Source organism: Streptomyces silvae, assembly GCF_016745505.1.
Lineage (GTDB): Bacteria > Actinomycetota > Actinomycetes > Streptomycetales > Streptomycetaceae > Streptomyces > Streptomyces silvae.
Genome location: NZ_JAERUC010000038.1, coordinates 1 through 17098, shown reverse-complemented (window position 1 = coordinate 17098; position 17098 = coordinate 1). Strand labels below are relative to the sequence as shown.

At 67.2% G+C, this 17098-nt stretch carries 16 protein-coding genes; 11 read left to right on the top strand and 5 right to left on the bottom strand.

Annotated elements, in window-relative coordinates:
• Positions 1-32 precede the first annotated feature (32 nt).
• From JKV81_RS05960 to rlmN, 4 genes are all read right to left on the bottom strand, one after another.
• Positions 33-1061, bottom strand: a complete 1029-nt coding sequence (locus JKV81_RS05960) for an ABC transporter ATP-binding protein (protein WP_202075078.1) — start codon at positions 1059-1061, stop codon at positions 33-35.
• 2 nt (positions 1062-1063) lie between these two features.
• Positions 1064-2677: an ABC transporter permease gene (locus JKV81_RS05955; protein WP_202075085.1), complete on the bottom strand. Its 1614-nt coding sequence runs from the start codon at positions 2675-2677 to the stop codon at positions 1064-1066.
• A gap of 47 nt (positions 2678-2724) precedes the next feature.
• Positions 2725-3819, bottom strand: coding sequence for a thiamine ABC transporter substrate-binding protein (locus JKV81_RS05950; protein ID WP_129265685.1), 1095 nt, complete (start codon positions 3817-3819; stop codon positions 2725-2727).
• A gap of 268 nt (positions 3820-4087) precedes the next feature.
• Entirely contained in the window at positions 4088-5194 is a 1107-nt protein-coding gene (rlmN, locus tag JKV81_RS05945) for a dual-specificity RNA methyltransferase RlmN (RefSeq protein ID WP_099177577.1), read from the bottom strand.
• A gap of 642 nt (positions 5195-5836) precedes the next feature.
• On the opposite strand from rlmN, the gene JKV81_RS05940 reads away from it, so the two are divergent.
• The 3 genes from JKV81_RS05940 (at position 5837) to JKV81_RS05930 (ending at position 9386) form a co-directional block, all read left to right on the top strand.
• Positions 5837-7084 (top strand): DNA cytosine methyltransferase, encoded by a 1248-nt coding sequence (locus JKV81_RS05940; protein WP_307820493.1) that lies wholly within the window; start codon positions 5837-5839, stop codon positions 7082-7084.
• A 158-nt stretch (positions 7085-7242) separates the two neighbouring features.
• Positions 7243-7980, top strand: coding sequence for a hypothetical protein (locus JKV81_RS05935; RefSeq protein WP_202075077.1), 738 nt, complete (start codon positions 7243-7245; stop codon positions 7978-7980).
• 341 nt (positions 7981-8321) lie between these two features.
• On the top strand, positions 8322-9386 hold the full coding sequence (locus JKV81_RS05930; RefSeq protein ID WP_202075076.1) for an STAS-like domain-containing protein: 1065 nt from the start codon (positions 8322-8324) through the stop codon (positions 9384-9386).
• A 264-nt stretch (positions 9387-9650) separates the two neighbouring features.
• Here JKV81_RS05930 and JKV81_RS05925 read toward each other — a convergent pair whose 3' ends face one another.
• On the bottom strand, positions 9651-10469 hold the full coding sequence (locus JKV81_RS05925; protein WP_202075075.1) for a class I SAM-dependent methyltransferase: 819 nt from the start codon (positions 10467-10469) through the stop codon (positions 9651-9653).
• Positions 10470-10525: 56 nt separating this feature from the next.
• Between JKV81_RS05925 and JKV81_RS05920 the strand changes: the two genes are divergently transcribed.
• The 8 genes from JKV81_RS05920 (at position 10526) to JKV81_RS05885 (ending at position 17017) form a co-directional block, all read left to right on the top strand.
• Positions 10526-11242, top strand: coding sequence for a GntR family transcriptional regulator (locus JKV81_RS05920; RefSeq protein WP_202075074.1), 717 nt, complete (start codon positions 10526-10528; stop codon positions 11240-11242).
• Between the two features lie 610 nt (positions 11243-11852).
• Positions 11853-12107 (top strand): DUF6284 family protein, encoded by a 255-nt coding sequence (locus tag JKV81_RS05915; RefSeq protein ID WP_202075073.1) that lies wholly within the window; start codon positions 11853-11855, stop codon positions 12105-12107.
• On the top strand, positions 12107-12400 hold the full coding sequence (locus JKV81_RS05910; RefSeq protein ID WP_202075072.1) for a DUF6303 family protein: 294 nt from the start codon (positions 12107-12109) through the stop codon (positions 12398-12400). The genes JKV81_RS05915 and JKV81_RS05910 overlap by 1 nt, the downstream gene beginning before the upstream one ends.
• Positions 12397-13260 carry a protein spdB gene (locus JKV81_RS05905; RefSeq protein ID WP_202075071.1) on the top strand — a complete coding sequence of 288 codons (864 nt, stop codon included), beginning with the start codon at positions 12397-12399 and terminating at the stop codon, positions 13258-13260. The genes JKV81_RS05910 and JKV81_RS05905 overlap by 4 nt, the downstream gene beginning before the upstream one ends.
• Positions 13260-13592 carry an RRQRL motif-containing zinc-binding protein gene (locus tag JKV81_RS05900; RefSeq protein WP_202075070.1) on the top strand — a complete coding sequence of 111 codons (333 nt, stop codon included), beginning with the start codon at positions 13260-13262 and terminating at the stop codon, positions 13590-13592. Before JKV81_RS05905 ends, JKV81_RS05900 begins: the two co-directional genes overlap by 1 nt.
• A gap of 26 nt (positions 13593-13618) precedes the next feature.
• Positions 13619-14173: a hypothetical protein gene (locus JKV81_RS05895; protein ID WP_202075069.1), complete on the top strand. Its 555-nt coding sequence runs from the start codon at positions 13619-13621 to the stop codon at positions 14171-14173.
• Positions 14174-14234: 61 nt separating this feature from the next.
• The gene (locus tag JKV81_RS05890) at positions 14235-16355 is read left to right on the top strand and encodes an ATP-binding protein (RefSeq protein WP_202075068.1); all 2121 of its coding nucleotides are present in this window, start codon (positions 14235-14237) and stop codon (positions 16353-16355) included.
• Between the two features lie 203 nt (positions 16356-16558).
• The gene (locus JKV81_RS05885; RefSeq protein WP_202075067.1) at positions 16559-17017 is read left to right on the top strand and encodes a hypothetical protein; all 459 of its coding nucleotides are present in this window, start codon (positions 16559-16561) and stop codon (positions 17015-17017) included.
• Positions 17018-17098 lie beyond the last annotated feature (81 nt).

The window sequence follows — 17098 nt, the reverse complement described above, 5'->3', positions numbered from 1 at the left end:
GGTCGCCGGTCGCCAGTGACCCGTTCCGGTCGCTAGGGGCTGTGCTCCGGAAGGACGACCGTCTCCGCGGGGTCGAACGTCACACCCACGACGGCCCCTTCCTCCGGGGTGTCCCGCAGACCGCACTCCGCCTCCAGGGCCGGCCCGTCGTCGGGGTGCAGGGTGACGGTGACGTGGTGGCCGCGGAAGGTGCGTACGCCGACCGTGCAGCGCAGTCCGTCCTTCGGGCCGCCGATGAGCACGCCGCCCGGCCGTACGAGCAGTTCGCGCTCGCCCTGGGGCGAGTCCTCGGGCACCGGGACCTTGCCCCAGACGGTGTCGGCGGCCGTGCCCGTGACCGTGGCGTCCACCAGGTTGTCGAAGCCGAGGAAGCGGGCGACGAACGCCGACGCGGGCTGCTGCCAGACCTCCAGCGGGGTCCCGGCCTGTGCGATCCTGCCGTCCCGCATGACCACGACCCGGTCGGCGAGGGCGAAGGCCTCGCCCTGGTCGTGGGTGACGGCGAGCACCGTCGTTCCCAGGCGCCCGAAGAGGGTGCGCAGTTCGACGACGAGCCGCTCACGCAGGCTCCGGTCGAGCTGGCCCAGCGGTTCGTCCAGCATCAGCAGCTTGGGCCGGGGCGCGAGGGCCCGGGCGAGGGCCACCCGCTGCTGCTCGCCGCCGGACAGGGCCGCGACGGCCCGCCGGCCCGCCCCGGGGAGGCCGACCAGGTCCAGGAGTTCGTCCGCCCTGCGGTCGCGGTCGGCGCGGGGGACGCCGTGCATCCTCAGGCCGAAGGCGACGTTCGCGGCGACGTCCCGGTGCGGGAAGAGCTGGTGGTCCTGGAACATCAGGCCGAGCCCGCGCCGGTGCACGGGCAGCGGCGCCTGGTCGACGCCGTCCAGCAGGACCCGCCCGCCGTCCAGCGCCTGCAGCCCGGCCACCACCCTGAGCAGGGTCGACTTGCCGCTGCCGCTCGGCCCCAGCACACAGACGATCTCGTGGTCCGCGACCTCCAGGTCCACCGCGTCCAGCGCGGTCCGCTTCCCGAACCGGACCGTCGCCGCCTCCACTGCCAGCATCTCTAGAACTCCCCGGATCGGTCGGTGCGGATACGTTCGAGCACGAGCAGCGACACCGCGCAGGTGAGCATGAGGATCGTGCTGAGGGCCATCGCCTGGCCGTAGTTGAGCTCTCCGGAACGCCCGAGCAGCCGGGCGACGGCGACCGGCAGGGTGGGGTTGTCGGGGCGCGCGATGAACACGGTCGCGCCGAACTCACCGAGCGACACGGCGAAGGCGAACCCGGCGGCCACCAGCACCGCCCGCCGTACCAGCGGGAGATCGACCTCGCGCCAGGCCCTCAGCGGTGACGCGCCGAGCACGGCGGCGGCCTCCCGCAGCCGGTCGTCCACCGCGCGCAGGACGGGCAGCATGGTCCGTACGACGAAGGGGACACCCACCAGCGCCTGCGCGAGCGGCACGAGGATCCAGGACGTACGCAGGTCCAGCGGCGGCTTGTCGAGCGTGATGAGGAAGCCGAAGCCCACGGTGACGGCGGACACGCCGAGCGGAAGCATCAGCAGCGCGTCGAAGCCCCGCACCAGCCGTCCGGCCTTTCTGGTCAGGGCGGCCGCGGCGAGACCGCCGATCACGAGGGCGATCAGGGTCGCGACCAGCGCGTAGCGCAGGGAGTTCCCGATGGCGTCCAGCGGAGGCACCAGGAAGGTGGAGCCGCTCGCGTCGGCCGACTGCAACGCGCGGTAGAAGCCGAGGCCGTAGCCGCCGGAGGTGTCCAGCGACCGTTCCACCAGTACGCCGAGGGGCACGACGATCAGCAGCAGGACGGTCAGCAGCACCCCGCCGAGCAGCGCCCGCTGCCCTGCGCCACGCGGCGGCCGGGCGGTCTGCGCCGGGTCGACGAGCCGCAGGGCCGTCTCCCGCCGTCGTACGGTCCAGGCGTGGACGGCGAGGATCCCGGCGACCGCCGCGAACTGCACCAGGGTCAGCACCGCGGCCGTGGGCAGGTCGAGCAGCTGGGCGGTCTGCCGGTAGATCTCCACCTCCAGCGTGGAGTAGGCCGGACCACCGAGGATCTGGACGACCCCGAAGGAGGTGAAGGTGAAGAGGAAGACCATCAGGGCCGCCGCGGCGACGGCCGGGGCCAGTGCGGGCAGGGTCACGCGCCGCCAGGCGGCGAACCGGCCGGCCCCGAGCACCCGGGCGGCCTCCTCCTGGCGGGGGTCGAGCTGCGACCACAGGCCGCCGACGGTCCGGACGACGACCGCGTAGTTGAAGAAGACATGGGCGAGCAGGATCGCCCACACCGTGGTGTCGAGCCGGACGCCCCAGAGGTCGTCGAGGAACCCGCCACGTCCCAGCAGCGCCAGGAACGCCGTACCCACCACGACGGTCGGCAGGACGAACGGCACGGTCACGACGGCTCGCAGCAGTTGCTTGCCAGGGAAGTCGAAGCGGGCGAAGACATAGGCGCCGGGCAGCGCGATCAGCAGGGTGAGGGCGGTCGAGGCGAGTGCCTGCCAGGTGGTGAACCAGAGGACGTCGAGGATGTCCGGCCGGCTCAGCACCGTGCCGATCCGGCCGAACTGCCAGTCGCCGTCCGCCTTCAGCCCCCGGCCGACGATCGCGACGACCGGGTAGGCGAAGAACAGCGCGAAGAACGCGACGGGCAGGGCCATGAGGCCGAGCCGCACCGCGTTCCCCCGGCGCACAGGCCTCGCGGCGGCTACTTCACGACGAGCGAGGACCATGACTGGACCCACTGCTCACGGTTCTTGGCGATCTTCTCCGGGGCCACGGTCGCCGGCTTGTCGACGACCGCGCCGAACTTCGTGAAGAGCTCCGGCAGCTTCGCGTCCTTCACCACCGGGTTCACGAACATGTTCAGCGGCATGTCCTCCTGGAACTGCTTGCTGATCAGGAAGTCCAGCAGGGCCTTGCCGCCGGCCTCGTTCTTCGCGCCGTCCAGCAGGCCGGCGAACTCGATCTGGCGGAAGCAGGTGCCGGTGGCGACCCCGGTCGGGGCCTCGGTGGGCTGCGGATCGGCGTACAGCACCTCGACGGGCGGGCTGGAGGCGTACGAGACGACGAGCGGCCGGTCGGCCTTGGCCTTCTTGCCCCCAGCGGAGCCGGAGAACTCCTCGTTGTAGGCCTGCTCCCAGCCGTCGACGACCTTGACGCCGTTGTTCTTCAGCTTCTTCCAGTAGTCCTGGTAGCCGCTCTCGCCCTGGGTGGCGACCGTACCGAGGAGGAAGCCGAGGCCGGGCGACGAGGTCGCGGCGTTCTCGGTGACCAGGAGGTTCTTGTACGCGGGCTTCAGCAGGTCGTCGAAGGTCTTCGGCGGGTCGAGCTTCTTGTCGGCGAAGTACTTCTTGTCGTAGTTGACGCAGATGTCGCCGGTGTCGACGGGTGTCACCCGGTTCTTGTCCGCGTCGAGCCGGGTGTCGGCCGCGACACGGTCCAGTCCCTTCGCCTTGTACGGCGTGAACAGGCCGTTGTCCAGGGCGCGGGAGAGCAGGGTGTTGTCGGCGCCGAAGAACACGTCGCCGCGCGGGGAGCCCTTGGTCAGGATCTCCTGGTTGAGCGCCGCTCCGGCGTCACCGCTCTTGAGGACCTTGACCTTGTAGCCGGTCTGCTTCGTGAACGCCTTCAGGACGGCGTCCGAGGCGTTGAACGAGTCGTGGCTGACGAGGGTGACGGTCTTGGAGCCACTCCCCGCGTCGCCGGACGCCGTGTCGTCGGAGCCGCCGCAGCCCGCGAGCGCGGTGACGCCCAGCGCGGCGGCGAGCGCCGTCGCCGCGTACTTCGTCGTCGTGTTCATGATGAATTCCTCCTGGAGGTGACCAGGAAGAGACGCGGCCCTGCCCACTCGGTGAGCGGGCAGGGCGCAACAGCTTGAGTAAGGTCCGAACTTCCTACCCGGAATGACCCGGGCGAGGTTCAGAGGGTCTGCGGCCGACCTGTCCTCGGTGCCGCACTCTCAGCGCTGTGGCGCTCCCCTGTCGGAATATGAAGTTGATTTCCCGGCCAGGCTACACCGGCCGGATCACGCCGGACCGGCCGGATCACGCCCGTACACCGGGACCCTCTCAGCGCTCGGAGGCCGCCAGCTGCCCGCAGGCCCCGTCGATCTCCTGGCCGCGGGTGTCCCGGACGGTGACCGGCACACCATGGGCGGCGATCGCCTCGACGAACGCCTTCTCGTCCTCGGGCCGCGAGGCGGTCCACTTGGAGCCGGGCGTCGGGTTCAGCGGGATCAGGTTGACGTGCACCCGCTTGCCCTTGAGCAGCCGGCCCAGCCGGTCGCCCCGCCAGGCCTGGTCGTTGATGTCACGGATGAGCGCGTACTCGATGGAGATACGGCGGCCCGACTTCTCCGCGTACTCCCACGCGGCGTCCAGGACCTCACGGACCTTCCAGCGGGTGTTCACGGGGACGAGGGTGTCGCGCAGCTCGTCGTCCGGAGCGTGCAGCGAGACCGCGAGGCGGCACTTGAAGCCCTCGTCGGCGAAGCGCAGCATCGCCGGGACCAGACCCACGGTGGACACGGTGATCCCCCGCTGCGAGAGCCCCAGGCCGTCCGGCTCGGGGTCCGTCAGCCGGCGGATCGCCCCGACCACACGCTTGTAGTTGGCCAGCGGCTCGCCCATGCCCATGAAGACGATGTTGGACAGCCGCGCGGGCCCGCCCGGGACCTCCCCGTCGCGCAGGGCCCGCATGCCGTCCACGATCTGGTGCACGATCTCGGCGGTCGACAGATTACGGTCGAGCCCCGCCTGACCGGTCGCACAGAACGGGCAGTTCATCCCGCAGCCCGCCTGGGACGAGATGCACATGGTCACCCGGTCCGGATACCGCATGAGGACGGACTCGACGAGCGTCCCGTCGTGCAGCTTCCAGAGCGTCTTGCGGGTGGTGTCGTCGTCACAGCTGATGTGGCGCATCACCGACATCAGGTCGGGGAACATCGCCTCGGCGAGCTTCTCCCGCGACGCGGACGGGATGTTGGTCCACTCCGCCGGGTCGTGCGCGTACCGGGTGAAGTAGTGCTGCGACAGCTGCTTGGCACGGAAGGGCTTCTCGCCGGTCGCGGCGACTGCTTCCTTGCGCTCGTCGGGTGTGAGGTCGGCGAGGTGCCGCGGCGGCCGCTTGGCTCCACGGGGCGCGACGAAAGTGAGTTCTCCGGGCTTAGGCATGGTTCTTCCAGTGTTACAGACACGCCGTGGTAGTAGAGACCCTCGCCAGCTCAGGAGGCGTGCAGGTCTGGCGGACCCGGTTGTCCTTGGTCGTCAATAGTCGACGTCGGCGGCCCTTTGACGGCCCAGAGACGGCCCAGGCCAGGCTCGAACCGTGACCGATCGCACGACTGACGGGCAGTGCGCGCAGAAGCCTTCGCCAAACCAAAATCGAACATGCATCCGAAACCTCTCTCGCCTGGATCTTCTGCGCATCTTGCGCGAGTGGCAGGCGCATCAGCTAGAGCGAACCGCGCCATCGGCTCTGACGCCGTACACGTGGGTGAGTGCGGCATGAGTGGTAACAGAACCCAGGCCATGACCCGAAAGCAGGCCGGCCCTACACGCAATCACAGAGGGCGGCATCACGGCGTGCCCCTAATGCCGACCGGACCGGGATTTCGGAGTGCCATGACAACGGATCGATCACCACCCCCGCCCCACGGCCGTCACCCCACCCCAGGATCCCTGCACCCTGAGTGCCATAGCCGACGGTTTGGCGCCGCCAGGGCCAAGCGCGGCTGAACACACAGGGATCCCCTCAGACAGCAATGCCGATACGTGCCGTCCTGCTGTGACGGACCCATATGACAGGATCTCGCCGTGAGCAATGAGCAAGATGTGAGCGAAAAAACCCTACGGGTCGCGGGTCTCTTCGCCGGCGTCGGTGGGCTTGAGCTCGGCCTCAAGCGGGCCGGGCTGGAAACAGCCCTGCTCTGTGAGGTGTGGGAGCCAGCCCAAGCGGTTCTTACGAAGCGGTTCCCTGGCGTTCCGCTCGATCTTGACATCCGACACCTCAAAGATCTCCCCGGCGAGGTGGACGTCGTCACCGCCGGGTTCCCTTGCCAAGACCTCTCACAGGCCGGCCGCACTGCGGGCATCGGAGGCGAGCAATCTGGACTCGTCTCCCACGTCTTCCGCCTCCTGGAAAAGCACCACCCACGGTGGCTCATCCTCGAGAACGTGCGGAACATGCTGGTGCTGGACAAGGGCAAAGCGATGCTCCACCTTGTGGAGGAGCTGGAAGCGCTCGGCTACTCCTGGGCATACCGAGTCGTTGACTCCCGCTTCACCGGTGTACCCCAGCGCCGTCAGCGCGTCCTCTTCGTTGCCAGTCTCACCGAAGACCCTCGCGATGTCCTCCTCGCCCAAGACGCAGGCGAACCGGATCAGAGCAACCTAGCCACGGACGCTCACGGCTTCTACTGGACCGAGGGCCTTCGCGGCCTGGGATGGGCAAGGGACGCAGTTCCGACAGTAAAGGGTGGTTCTGCCCTTAGTATCCCGTCACCGCCAGCTATCTGGATCCCCAGCAATCCTGAGGGTCACCGGATCGTGACGCCCTCGATCACCGACGCCGAACAGCTCCAGGGGTTCGAGAAAAATTGGACCTTGACCGAGGCCACAGCGGGCAAGAAGAGCGGCCGCGACCGCTGGAAGCTGGTCGGTAACGCCGTCACGGTGGGTGTCTCGCAGTGGCTTGGTGAGCAACTGCTCAATCCAGGGAAGTACGACGAGTCGGAAGCCGACAGGATGTCGGACAGCGCTCGATGGCCGACAGCCGCCTGGGGCAGCAAGGGCAAGAGGTGGCGCTCGTACGCCACCATGTGGCCACAGCATCGCCCTTACAAACACCTCATGGATCTCGTTGATCCCGGTGGACTCACGCCTCTGAGCCACCGCGCCGCTGCCGGGTTCTACTCACGTACGAAGAAGGCGAAGCTGAAGTTCGATGGGGACTTCCTCGTGGACATGAAGCAGCACGTCGAGTGCATGGATCCAGCAAGCCGCCTAAGCACGGAGAAGCCCAGCCCTGCCAGCGAGGAGCCCTCGCTGCACAGCGCAGCCTGAGCACAGGCTGCCAGTCGGGGCACGGCACCTTCGCTCTGTGGTAACAACCGCAGAGTAGGCACGCAGGGCCGCCCTGCGCGTGGATGCGGATGTACCAGCATGCAGCCGCTGTTCCTTCTAATAGGGTCATGCCACTTCCCATCAAGAGGGGCACAGGCATGACAGCAGAGTTGAAAACCTTCGCGGACGTGCTGGACGCGGTGCCGCGTCCAGCAGAGGACGCAGCGCAGGGCACGCGTACCAAGTACGCGACGCAGTTCGCCAACAAGCTAGCGGTGCTCTTCGCGAACCATCTGCGTACCACGTTCAAGGGCATACTTCCGCATGCTGACGGAACCGGTCAGGAGTCGCGAGCCCGCACTGCCAAGGGGTTCAAGAAGCTCGACGTTAACTACTCCACACCTGAGCTGGGCCTCGGTCTGGGTGTCTCCCTGAAGCACATTCACCAACGCGACTCAAGCACGAAGCGCTATACGAAGAACTACAGCCGAAACGACAACGAGCTCCGTTCCGAAGCTATGGACTATCACGAGCGGCAGCCATACGCCGTGATGATCGGAGTCCTCTTTCTTCCGTATGACGCTGCCGACGACTGTGGAACCAAGAAGAACGATCCGTCATCCTTTGGCGCCGCTGTTCGTTACTTCCGCAATCGTGCAGGGCGGTCGCGGGTCGATGCGCCGGCGGACCTCTTCGAGAAGTTCTACATCGCACTGTACGAGCACTCAGGACCGGACCGCGGGAAGGTTGACTTCTACGACGTAGACCGCCAAAAGCCGCCTTTCGGCAGGCGTCCGACGCCCAACGAAGTGGTGACGTTCGAAGGGTTCGTGGACGAGGTGATCAGGGTCTACGACGCGAGGAACGACCCGCCGTTCCACTGGGCGGAAGATTAAGAGGAACAAGCCGACGTGGGCAACGCACCACGATACGTGCGTTGCTCACCGGCCGCTGCCAGGTTGACTCACAACCTCAAGCCGACAGCCAAACCGCTGAGGGCGACCCCACCACGGCCGCGCCCCAGACGTCGAAACAAAAAACTCAAACTCCCGCACACGTGAAGATCTTGCAATACCATCTACATGTGTCCCCGAGCCTTCCTTACGTCATCAGGTCCATGTCGGGCGCCTCCGACTCGAACGCTTTGATCTCTGTCAGCCACAGGGCCGCCCGACTGGGGGGACTATCGCTAGACCTAGGAAATACGCACCGAATTTACCCAAACGGAGCTGTTCCGATGGCAGCGACTTTGGAGTATTTCCGTGAAGGCGGAATGCGTATTTCAACACGACGCATTAGTCCAGCTGTCGCCAAGACTCGATTCCTGAACCCGCTTTCGGCCACGCCGGAAAATATCCGCCAACACCATGTCGGAAACGTTGTATGGAAATACAATGAAGAGCAATCAACCGATCTGTGCAATGCATTCATCGACATGCTCGAAGAAAACGCACGATGCGAAACTGGGGTTATCGAGTCGCTCAACTGGTGCCTCTTCGAAGTCCTGGATAACGTATTCCAGCACAGCAAGTCCCCCTACGGATACGCCATGATGCAGATCCACGCCAGAAACAGATGGTGCACCGTTGCCGTTTCTGACTGCGGGATCGGAATTCACAGATCCTTCAAGGAAAGCAATGTCCACGCGGCACAGAACGCTTATGAAGCGATCATGCTCTCCGTGCAGGAAAAAGTCACCAGCAAGACCAAGAATATGGGTAACGGCCTTTACGGGCTAATGCGCGTAGTGGGCCTAAATAGAGGTGAATTGCAGATTCGATCCGGCAGAGGGTGGCTAGAGTACCGCGATGGAGAAATAAAAGGAGACTATTCCATGTCCACGCCACTCATCGACCTGAACGACCACCACGGCACCACCGTGGACTGGCAACTAGATCTAAGTAGGCGCGTCAGTCTCGTAGAGGCTCTAAATTTCCCTGAACCGAACTTGCTACTAGAACGCATCGAAGACGACATGGGAGAACATAGCCTCCGCGTAGCAGATTTCGAAGAAGGACTGGGAACCCGCCGATCGGCCGAACAAATCCGCAATAGACTTACAAATCTTCTTAGTCTCGGCGCACGCAGGTTGGTATTGGACTTCTCAGGAGTATATGTAGTTTCTTCAAGCTTCGCCGACGAGGTACTCGGTAAATTGGCCTTGGAGATGGGCATTGTCACTTTCATGAGCCATTTCGACCTAAGAGAGATGACCCCTACCGTCTCGGCTATTGTGAATCGTGCAATTTCCCAAAGAATTGCCGAGGGTGACGATCGAACTCCGGGACTGAGTGGACGCTAGAGCGATTTATTAGCGCCGATCCAAGAACACAACCTGATAGTTTCAGAAAGCCCGCGAAGTGCTGCACCACAAAACGAGTGCAGCACTTCGCACAAGTCGCCTGCGAGGTCATTCTGGTTGGTGGGCGCGGATGGTATCGAGCGGCCGCCATCTGCTTTGTAGGTTCGCCCGGAAGCCCTCACGAGCTGGACCAAGGCGGCTTCTGCCGCGCTTCGCTAGGCGTGGAAGTGCTCTCGAATGCAGTGGTGTACGCCCACGTTGCCGTCACTGATTGCCGCCAGGCACCCTACCGACGGCAAGTAGGTGCGAGCTGGCAGCGAGCAACTCCGGGTAGGGCTCTGCCATCCGCGCCGCCGCCATGGCAGAGGCAATCAGGTCATCGGTCGGCCCGTCGCCCGGCTGCTGTTCAGCCGCCTTCACCAGGGACCAGGCAGGTCCCTCGATACCGAAGACCTGAACGTCCTGGAGACCTGCGGCGACCAGTTCCGCCACGAGCTCTTCGGCTCGGTGGAAGTACGACAGGGTGAAACCCCGAACACCGTCATAGACGGCCGTCTTCAGGATCTTGGAGACGGACGCATGCATCCGTTCGGTGTGCAGATGGGCGTACGTGACGTGCTCGAAGAGCGACGCATAGCGATTGATCGCGGCGGCGGCGACCAGCCCGCCAGGCTTGGCGACACGGACAGCCTCCGCCAGCGCCTGGTGCCTGTCGGCGGGATCGGGCAGGTGGTAGAGCGGCCCGAGGAGCTGCACAACGTCGAAGCTGTCGTCCGGCTCGACCAGGGCACGCGCGTCCCCTACTGCCGCCGGGCACACCGCCGACGCGGCCTCAACGTGACGGGGCACCGGGTCCACCAGAGCGACGTCGTAGCCGTCCTTCACCAGCCACTCAGCATGAATCCCGGTCCCCCCACCCACATCGAGTACACGCGCCGGCGCGGGGGGCAGAAAGCGTCGGAGGAGTTCTTGAGTCCTGGCCAGCTCCATCCGACCGTCTGCCGAGCTGCGCAGGCGGCTGTCCTCGTTGACCGTCTCGCCATAGAACCGCATCACGGAGGGAGCCAATTCGAGATTCGACATGGTCGCAGTATCGTGTGTACCGGTGGACCAGTCCAGCGCAGGAATTAGGAGAAACCATGGCAGTCCTGAAGTACGAAGAGATCGCGGAGTTCCTGCGCACCCGCATTGCCGCTGGTGAGATCGCCCCCGGGGAGACGATCCCGTCGGGCCGAGAGCTGGCCGAGCAGTGGGATGTGTCACGGGCTACCGCCATCAAGGCCGTCGATGTGCTGAGGAACGACGGCGTGGTCGTGGCCAAGCAAGGAACCGGGTTCGTCGTCACGGAAACGCCTGTGGCACGCCCTGCCGGCGCTCGCCGCGCAGGGTCGGCGCGCATCCTGGGCGGCATGCCGTTCCTGCGCGTCGGTACGCCTGACTGGGCGGAACCCCCCGCCCACGTCGCCGCCGCCCTCCGCCTCTCCCCCGGGACTAAAGCTCTTCGGCGCGTTCGCGTCCTCCAGCTCCCGGACGGAACCCCGAATAGCTGCGTTGAGGCGTGGTTCCCCCCGGATATCGCGGAGGTGGCATCACGCCTCGCCGACACCAACCCGATTGCCGAAGGCACAACGCGCTACGTCCGGCGTCAGACCGGGCGAGGCCCGGCCGAAGGCGTGGACGTCACCACCGTGCGCCTTGCGTCGGAGACGGAGGCAGACCGCTTGAAGGTGCCGCAAGGGGCACCCGTGGCCGTGCTTCTGCACACGGCGTATGACGAGCAGGGGAAGCCGCTGGTCTGTGAGGAGGGCGTAACGCCGTCTTCGTTCTTCGAGCAGGTGGACACCTACGCCATGTAGGCGCAGTACCAGCGACAGGGACAACTGGACCGGTCCACCGGTTCAGTTTTTTTGTTGGCCCGAGAGTGCCTCCCACCTGCCCTTTTCATCGCGACGGCGTGACGGTGCACAGATTCACCGCTTGACTGGACCGGTCCACCGGTCCAGTCTCTTGTTGTGGCCATCGCCCGACCCGGGATCTCCGGAGGGGGCCGATTCCGTCACGCCAAAACTCAACAGCGTGATCCACCGCAGCACGATGGCCGTGACCGTTCCGGCCGAGGCGAGTGGAGACCAGCCGACCGAGAAACGGCCCCCTTCACACCGGGGCCCACACCCCCTGACCGGGGAACGCCATCGGCTCTAAGAACCGCACGGCACACCTTCGAAGCTGCCACCTCAGACTTCCGGGATTTCGGACCTCCCCGGAACGAGCAGCGCCGTGCGAACAGGAGATCCGAAGTACCAGCGTTCACGGTGCCCGGCATTCGGGCCTGCCTCTTCGGCGGGCTGCGGTGCCGGGTCGCCGTGGTCGCTCGTAGCCCACGAACGACCCAGACGGCGCGAGGCCCCGGTGCTCGAACACCGGGGCCTCTTCTCGGGCCGTCCCACTGTGAGGAGAAAACGACCCATGAAGACCATCGCTGCACTTCAGGACCTTGTTACGGCCGCCTCGCTCGACATCGAGCCGTCTGCCGCCGAGTTGGACGCGATCGAGCAGGAGACGCCGCTCATCCGGGCGGAAGTCGAGCTGCTGGACGCGCAGATCATGACCATCTACCGCCCGACCAACGAGCTGGACGAGCGGCGGATCCGGCGGGCCCGCCGGCGGGTCCTGGCCGCTCGCCGGGCGCTGGCGAACACGACCGCTGACGAGGTGGCGTGATGGAGAGCCTGCCGCAGGCGCGAATGGCGACGGGGGTGTCCATGACCTGGGTGCTGTACGTCCTGACCGACGCCCCGCCGCTGGAGTGGTCACACCACGACTTCGGCCGGATCTACCCGATGCCGACCCCGGAAGAGCGCAACGCAGCGCTGGCCGACCTCGGCTACATCGTTGCGGACGGTGCTGAGTGGCAGTGGCGCGAGCCCCGCCACGCCCCGGCTCCCTCCCACCTGCAGGCCGTAATCCCGGTCCGGCCGGCCACCCCGGCCGCCGTGGGAGGTGACACAGCATGAACGCCAAGACCGTTCTGCCCGCCGTCGGGATGACGGCGGTATCCATGGTCCTCACCCTGGCCGTGGTCGTGATGTGGCTGGGCACGGCGATGCCGTGGCCGGTCGCACTGGTCGTCGGTCTCGGAATCGACGGCGGATGGCTCGCCACCCTCGCCTACGAACGCCGCCTAGCCGCACAGGGCGACCACAGCGCCCCGGTCACCGCCGTCGGCTGGTCCTTCGGCGCCATCGCGACCGGCGTCCTGATCGCCCACGCCCTCACCGCCGAAGCATCGACCGGCGCGTGGCTGGCCGTCGCCTGGCTGCCGATCGCGGCCAAAGCCCTGTGGCTGGTCCACAGCCTGTGGGAGCGCACCGCGCTCACCGGTGAAGCGCTGGACGCGATCCAGGGCATTCAGCAGGAAGCCCGCGACGAAGCCGCCGTGGCCCGCGCCCGACTCCGGTCGGAAGCATCGACGGAGGAGACGCGGCTGACGGCCGTGACGCAGGCCGGTGCCCGCGTCGCACACGTCCAAGCACGCACCGCCACCACCCTCTCCCGCGCCTGGTCCACCCTGGAAACGGCGCGGGAGGGTGAGGACACCGCACGGGCCCTGACCAGCGTGACGACCCCCGTCACGCCCGGCGTCACACCCCGCTGGGAACTCCCCGTCTGGGGACCCACCGAACCGGGTTCGGCGTTCGCGCTGGAGTCGGCCGGCGCCCTCTCCGATCAGGTGCTGGACGTCCTCGTCGACCAGATCCGGCACAGCGAGACACCGGCCCTGTCCTACCGGGAGATGGCCGCCCGCTTCCGCACGGCCGGCCACTCCGCATCCGAAGTCCGCCTGCGCGCCGCATGGAAGCGCGTGGCTGCGTAATGGCCACGCTGCCCGTCTACCGGTGGCGCCTGGCCCCGGACGGTTACGCCACCCGCCGCCAGCTCCGCGCCCTCGGGCTGCGGCCCGGCGGGCAGGACGTGGCCGCGCAGCTCGAACGGCCCCGGCGCCGTCGGGGCCCGCTGGTCGCCTACCTCTACCGCGTCGACCGGGCCAAGCCCGTACGGCCGATGACGCCTGCCCGCATGGCCGCTCTTGAAGCGGCCATGCGGGCGCGCCGGACCTGTCCCAACTGCCGAACCGATGCCGGGTACTGCATCCCGCGCTCGCTCGGCATGTGCGTGCCCTGCTCGGACATCGAATCCGCCGCCTGACCTGCGGCAACGATCGGAGTGACGTAGTGAAGCTGGATGTCAGCACACACAAGCTCTTCGGCTACGGATCCACCCTGCGCACCGCCAAGCGCCTGACCGAAGAAGCCGTACGCATCGTGGACCGGGCTGTGTCCGGCCGCATGCCCGACGTGAAGGTCATCCTCACCGGAGAGCGCAACCTGGCCGAGGTGACCACGGCCGCCGAGTGGGAGACCGCCGGATGCACCGACAAGAGGATCCAGGCCCGCGCGCTGCGGGACGCGAAGCGCTACGCCCGTGACGTCGCCGGCCGGTCCATCCCACTCGCCGACGGCGGTGTCCTGGTCGTCATCAACGTCGACCAGCACCCCAACGAAGCGGTATTCGCGATCACGCTCGTGCATGAGCTGGTCCACGCGATGCAGACCAGCCGCAAGGGCGTCCGTGACCGGCTGATCGCCGGTCTGCGGCACGACCTCGGTGTCGAGCGCCTGTCACGCCGCCAGAGCCGTGAACTCGACAGCCTGTTTGAGGCCGACGAGAAGGAGGCGTACGGCTCCGAGTACCTCGCCGGCCGCCTCGTCCCCGCCGCCGCAGCCTGACCTGCCCCAACCTCATCCACTTCCTTGCCCCAAGGTTGGGGCAGTCAGGAGTCGTTCCGTCATGAGCGACAACGTCGTTCCCCTCTTCGAAAAGACCACCCCCGCCCCCATAGAGCCCGCACCGGTCGAAGTGGCGGCTGTAGCAACTCCAGTCGCTGAAAAGGCGCCTGTGCCCCTGTGGGTGCGCTCGGCACGCGGGATCCGCACGGTGGCCACCCACGAGCACACGAAGACCGCGTGCCGCGCGACCGCTCGCCACGGCCTGTACGTGCTGGGTGGGACACGGGTCGTGGCCCGCCGCACCTGGGAGGGCCGCACCGCCTCCCGCTATGAGCGCATGCTCCGTGCGGCGGAAGCCGCGGGGAACATGGAGGCCGCCACCGAGTGGGAAGAGCGCGGGCAGCGCTTCCGCCAGGAACGCCACCGCCGCCGCATGGACCTGCTCACCGCACCCATGGACGCCGCCAAGGGCATCGCGGCCGGGCTCGGCATCGGGTCGGGTGGTCTCTTGCTCCTGGGCATCATGCTCGCCGTCGCGAACAAGGACTGGACCGACATCGGCGCCCCCACCATGGCGCTCATCGAGCTGGTCCGCTGGATCGTCTTCATCATCACCGTGACCTGGGGCCCCCTCGTCACCATCGGCCCGTGGGCCGTCCTGCTCGGCCTCTGGGCCGTGGGCAAGAACCAGCAGGCAGCACCACAGTGGGCCCTGCCCGCCAATGCCCGGTCGGGTGAGGGTGAGCCGATCACCCCGTCCATCGTCGTGCTCGCCCTGCGGAATCTGGGCATCGCTCCGCTGCGGACCGCGATCAAGGAGATGGGCGACGCTGGCGCGTCGATGCTGGGCCCGATCCGGATTGCCGGATGCGGCGTGGAAGTCGACGTGGCCCTGCCCTCTGGTGTCTCCACCAACGAGGTGCAGAACCGGCGGCGCAAGCTCGCCGAGAACCTGGCCCGCCATGAGCACGAGGTGTTCATCACGATCCCGCAGGCGGCCCGCACGGTCCGGCTCTGGGTCGCCGATTCCGGTGCGCTGGACGAGCCGATCGGACCGTCTCCGCTGACCACCGACCAGGACCTGACGGCGAACTACAAGACAGGCAAGGCTCCGTGGGGCCAGGACCTGCGCGGCGACGCTGCCGCGCTGAGCCTCTACCAGCGCCACCTGCTCATCACCGGCCTGTCCAACCAAGGTAAGACCGCAGCCTTGCGGGCCCTCGCGCTGTGGCTGGCCCTGGACCGCGCGGTGGAGTTCCGGCTCGCGGACCTCAAGGGCGCCGGGGACTGGGCCATGTTCGACGGCCTGGCCACGGTGCTGATTCAGGGGCCGACCGACGACCACGTCATTCAGGCGACCGAGATGCTGGAAGGCGGTGTGAGCGAGATGGAGCGCCGGTTGCAGGCGCCGCCCGGGACCGTGTTCCCGCCGCTCGTTCTGTTGGTCGACGAGGCGCAGGTGGCGTTCATGTGCCCGGTCGTCGACAGCGAGAAGCGACCGTACGGCGGATCCAAGGCCACCTCCCGCTACTTCATGGCCGCGCGGAAGATTCACAACCAGGGGCGGGCCGTGAACGTGACCCTGTGGCAGGGCACCCAAGACCCCACCGACCAGAACCTGCCCAAGCTGGTCCGCGAGGGGGCCCACACCCGCGCCTCCCTCGCGCTCGGCACCGAGTCGCAGGCCCGCATGGCGCTCGGGGACAAGGCGGTCGACGGCGGGGCCGCCCCGAACCTGCTCCGCCCGGGGCTCGACAAGGGAACCCTCGTCGTGGCGTCGGACGGCATCGCGATCCCGGCCGGCCAGGCGTCCATCACCGTGCGGACCCACTTCATCGACACCGACGAAGCCGCCCTCATCACCGCCCGCGCCAAGGCGATGCGCGACGGGGTCACCACCCTCCACGTCATCGAGCGGGACGAGGAGCGGGACCCGCTCGCCGACATCGTCACCGTCATCGCCGACGCACCCCGGCTGTTCACGCAGGACGTCCTGCAGCGGCTCACGGCGTTGAGCGCGGACGTCTACGGCGGGTGGACCAACGGTGACCTCAAGCGGGTGCTCGAAGCCTGGGGCGAGGAGCCGAAGAAGTCCCACGGCCGCATGGTCGTCCACCGCGATCACGTCCTGCGCGCCCTGTCCAACCGCGACGCCGACGATTCCGCTTCCGCCACCCAGTAGCGGGGAGGCGAGCACCCTCCCGCAGGGGAGCCGGGGAGAACTCCCCAACCGCCTCCCCACCCCGCCTCCCCCGCACTGATCAGCGGAAACACCGGTTTGGGGAGGCGGGGAGTCACCCCAGCTCAGCACCCCCACGCCCCCTCACAGCGCCTCCCTCAGGGGGTACTTCCGCCTCCCTGACCCAACAGAGGAAGGGATTCCGCATGTTCCCCGAAAACACCGGCCACCGGCCCGCCGAGCAAGCCGTGACCATCCACCAGCCCATCCCCATCACGCCCTACCCGGCCGCACCGGTTATCCCGGTGCAGCCCGCCGGCGTGCCGTCGGTGACCTCGATCGTCCTGCCCGACGGGAGGGTCATCACCGGCTACGCCATCGACCACACCCAGCCCGCACCGGCCACCACCAAGCCGCTCGTGTCGCGTACGGCGGTGAACATCGCCCTCGGCGGGATCGGGTTCGCCGCCGTCTGCGGCGGACTGGTCCTGCTGACCACGTTCATCGCCGCACTCGCCGCACTGGTCCAGCAGCTCATCATCCTGGCCGCCGTCATCTTCGGCGGCTTCATCGCCATCCAAGTCCTCACCGCCGGCCACGAACGCGGCGCCACGACCGTGAACATCCGCAAGGCCGTCATCAAGCGCAACAACTTCCACAGCTAGCTACGCCGAGAGCGGCCCCCTCTCACGCCAATGAACCGGGGCCGCCCTCGTCCAGCAACTCACTCACGAGAACTGGAGACA

Coding starts and splice junctions, on each gene's coding strand:
- JKV81_RS05925 (WP_202075075.1), bottom strand. CDS start 10,469: ATGTCGAATCTCGAATTGGCTCCCTCCGTGATGCGGTTCTATGGCGAG.
- JKV81_RS05905 (WP_202075071.1), top strand. CDS start 12,397: ATGAACGCCAAGACCGTTCTGCCCGCCGTCGGGATGACGGCGGTATCC.
- JKV81_RS05920 (WP_202075074.1), top strand. CDS start 10,526: ATGGCAGTCCTGAAGTACGAAGAGATCGCGGAGTTCCTGCGCACCCGC.
- JKV81_RS05955 (WP_202075085.1), bottom strand. CDS start 2,677: ATGGCCCTGCCCGTCGCGTTCTTCGCGCTGTTCTTCGCCTACCCGGTC.
- JKV81_RS05960 (WP_202075078.1), bottom strand. CDS start 1,061: ATGCTGGCAGTGGAGGCGGCGACGGTCCGGTTCGGGAAGCGGACCGCG.
- JKV81_RS05910 (WP_202075072.1), top strand. CDS start 12,107: ATGGAGAGCCTGCCGCAGGCGCGAATGGCGACGGGGGTGTCCATGACC.
- JKV81_RS05890 (WP_202075068.1), top strand. CDS start 14,235: ATGAGCGACAACGTCGTTCCCCTCTTCGAAAAGACCACCCCCGCCCCC.
- JKV81_RS05930 (WP_202075076.1), top strand. CDS start 8,322: ATGGCAGCGACTTTGGAGTATTTCCGTGAAGGCGGAATGCGTATTTCA.
- JKV81_RS05900 (WP_202075070.1), top strand. CDS start 13,260: ATGGCCACGCTGCCCGTCTACCGGTGGCGCCTGGCCCCGGACGGTTAC.
- JKV81_RS05935 (WP_202075077.1), top strand. CDS start 7,243: ATGACAGCAGAGTTGAAAACCTTCGCGGACGTGCTGGACGCGGTGCCG.
- JKV81_RS05915 (WP_202075073.1), top strand. CDS start 11,853: ATGAAGACCATCGCTGCACTTCAGGACCTTGTTACGGCCGCCTCGCTC.
- JKV81_RS05885 (WP_202075067.1), top strand. CDS start 16,559: ATGTTCCCCGAAAACACCGGCCACCGGCCCGCCGAGCAAGCCGTGACC.
- rlmN (WP_099177577.1), bottom strand. CDS start 5,194: ATGCCTAAGCCCGGAGAACTCACTTTCGTCGCGCCCCGTGGAGCCAAG.
- JKV81_RS05950 (WP_129265685.1), bottom strand. CDS start 3,819: ATGAACACGACGACGAAGTACGCGGCGACGGCGCTCGCCGCCGCGCTG.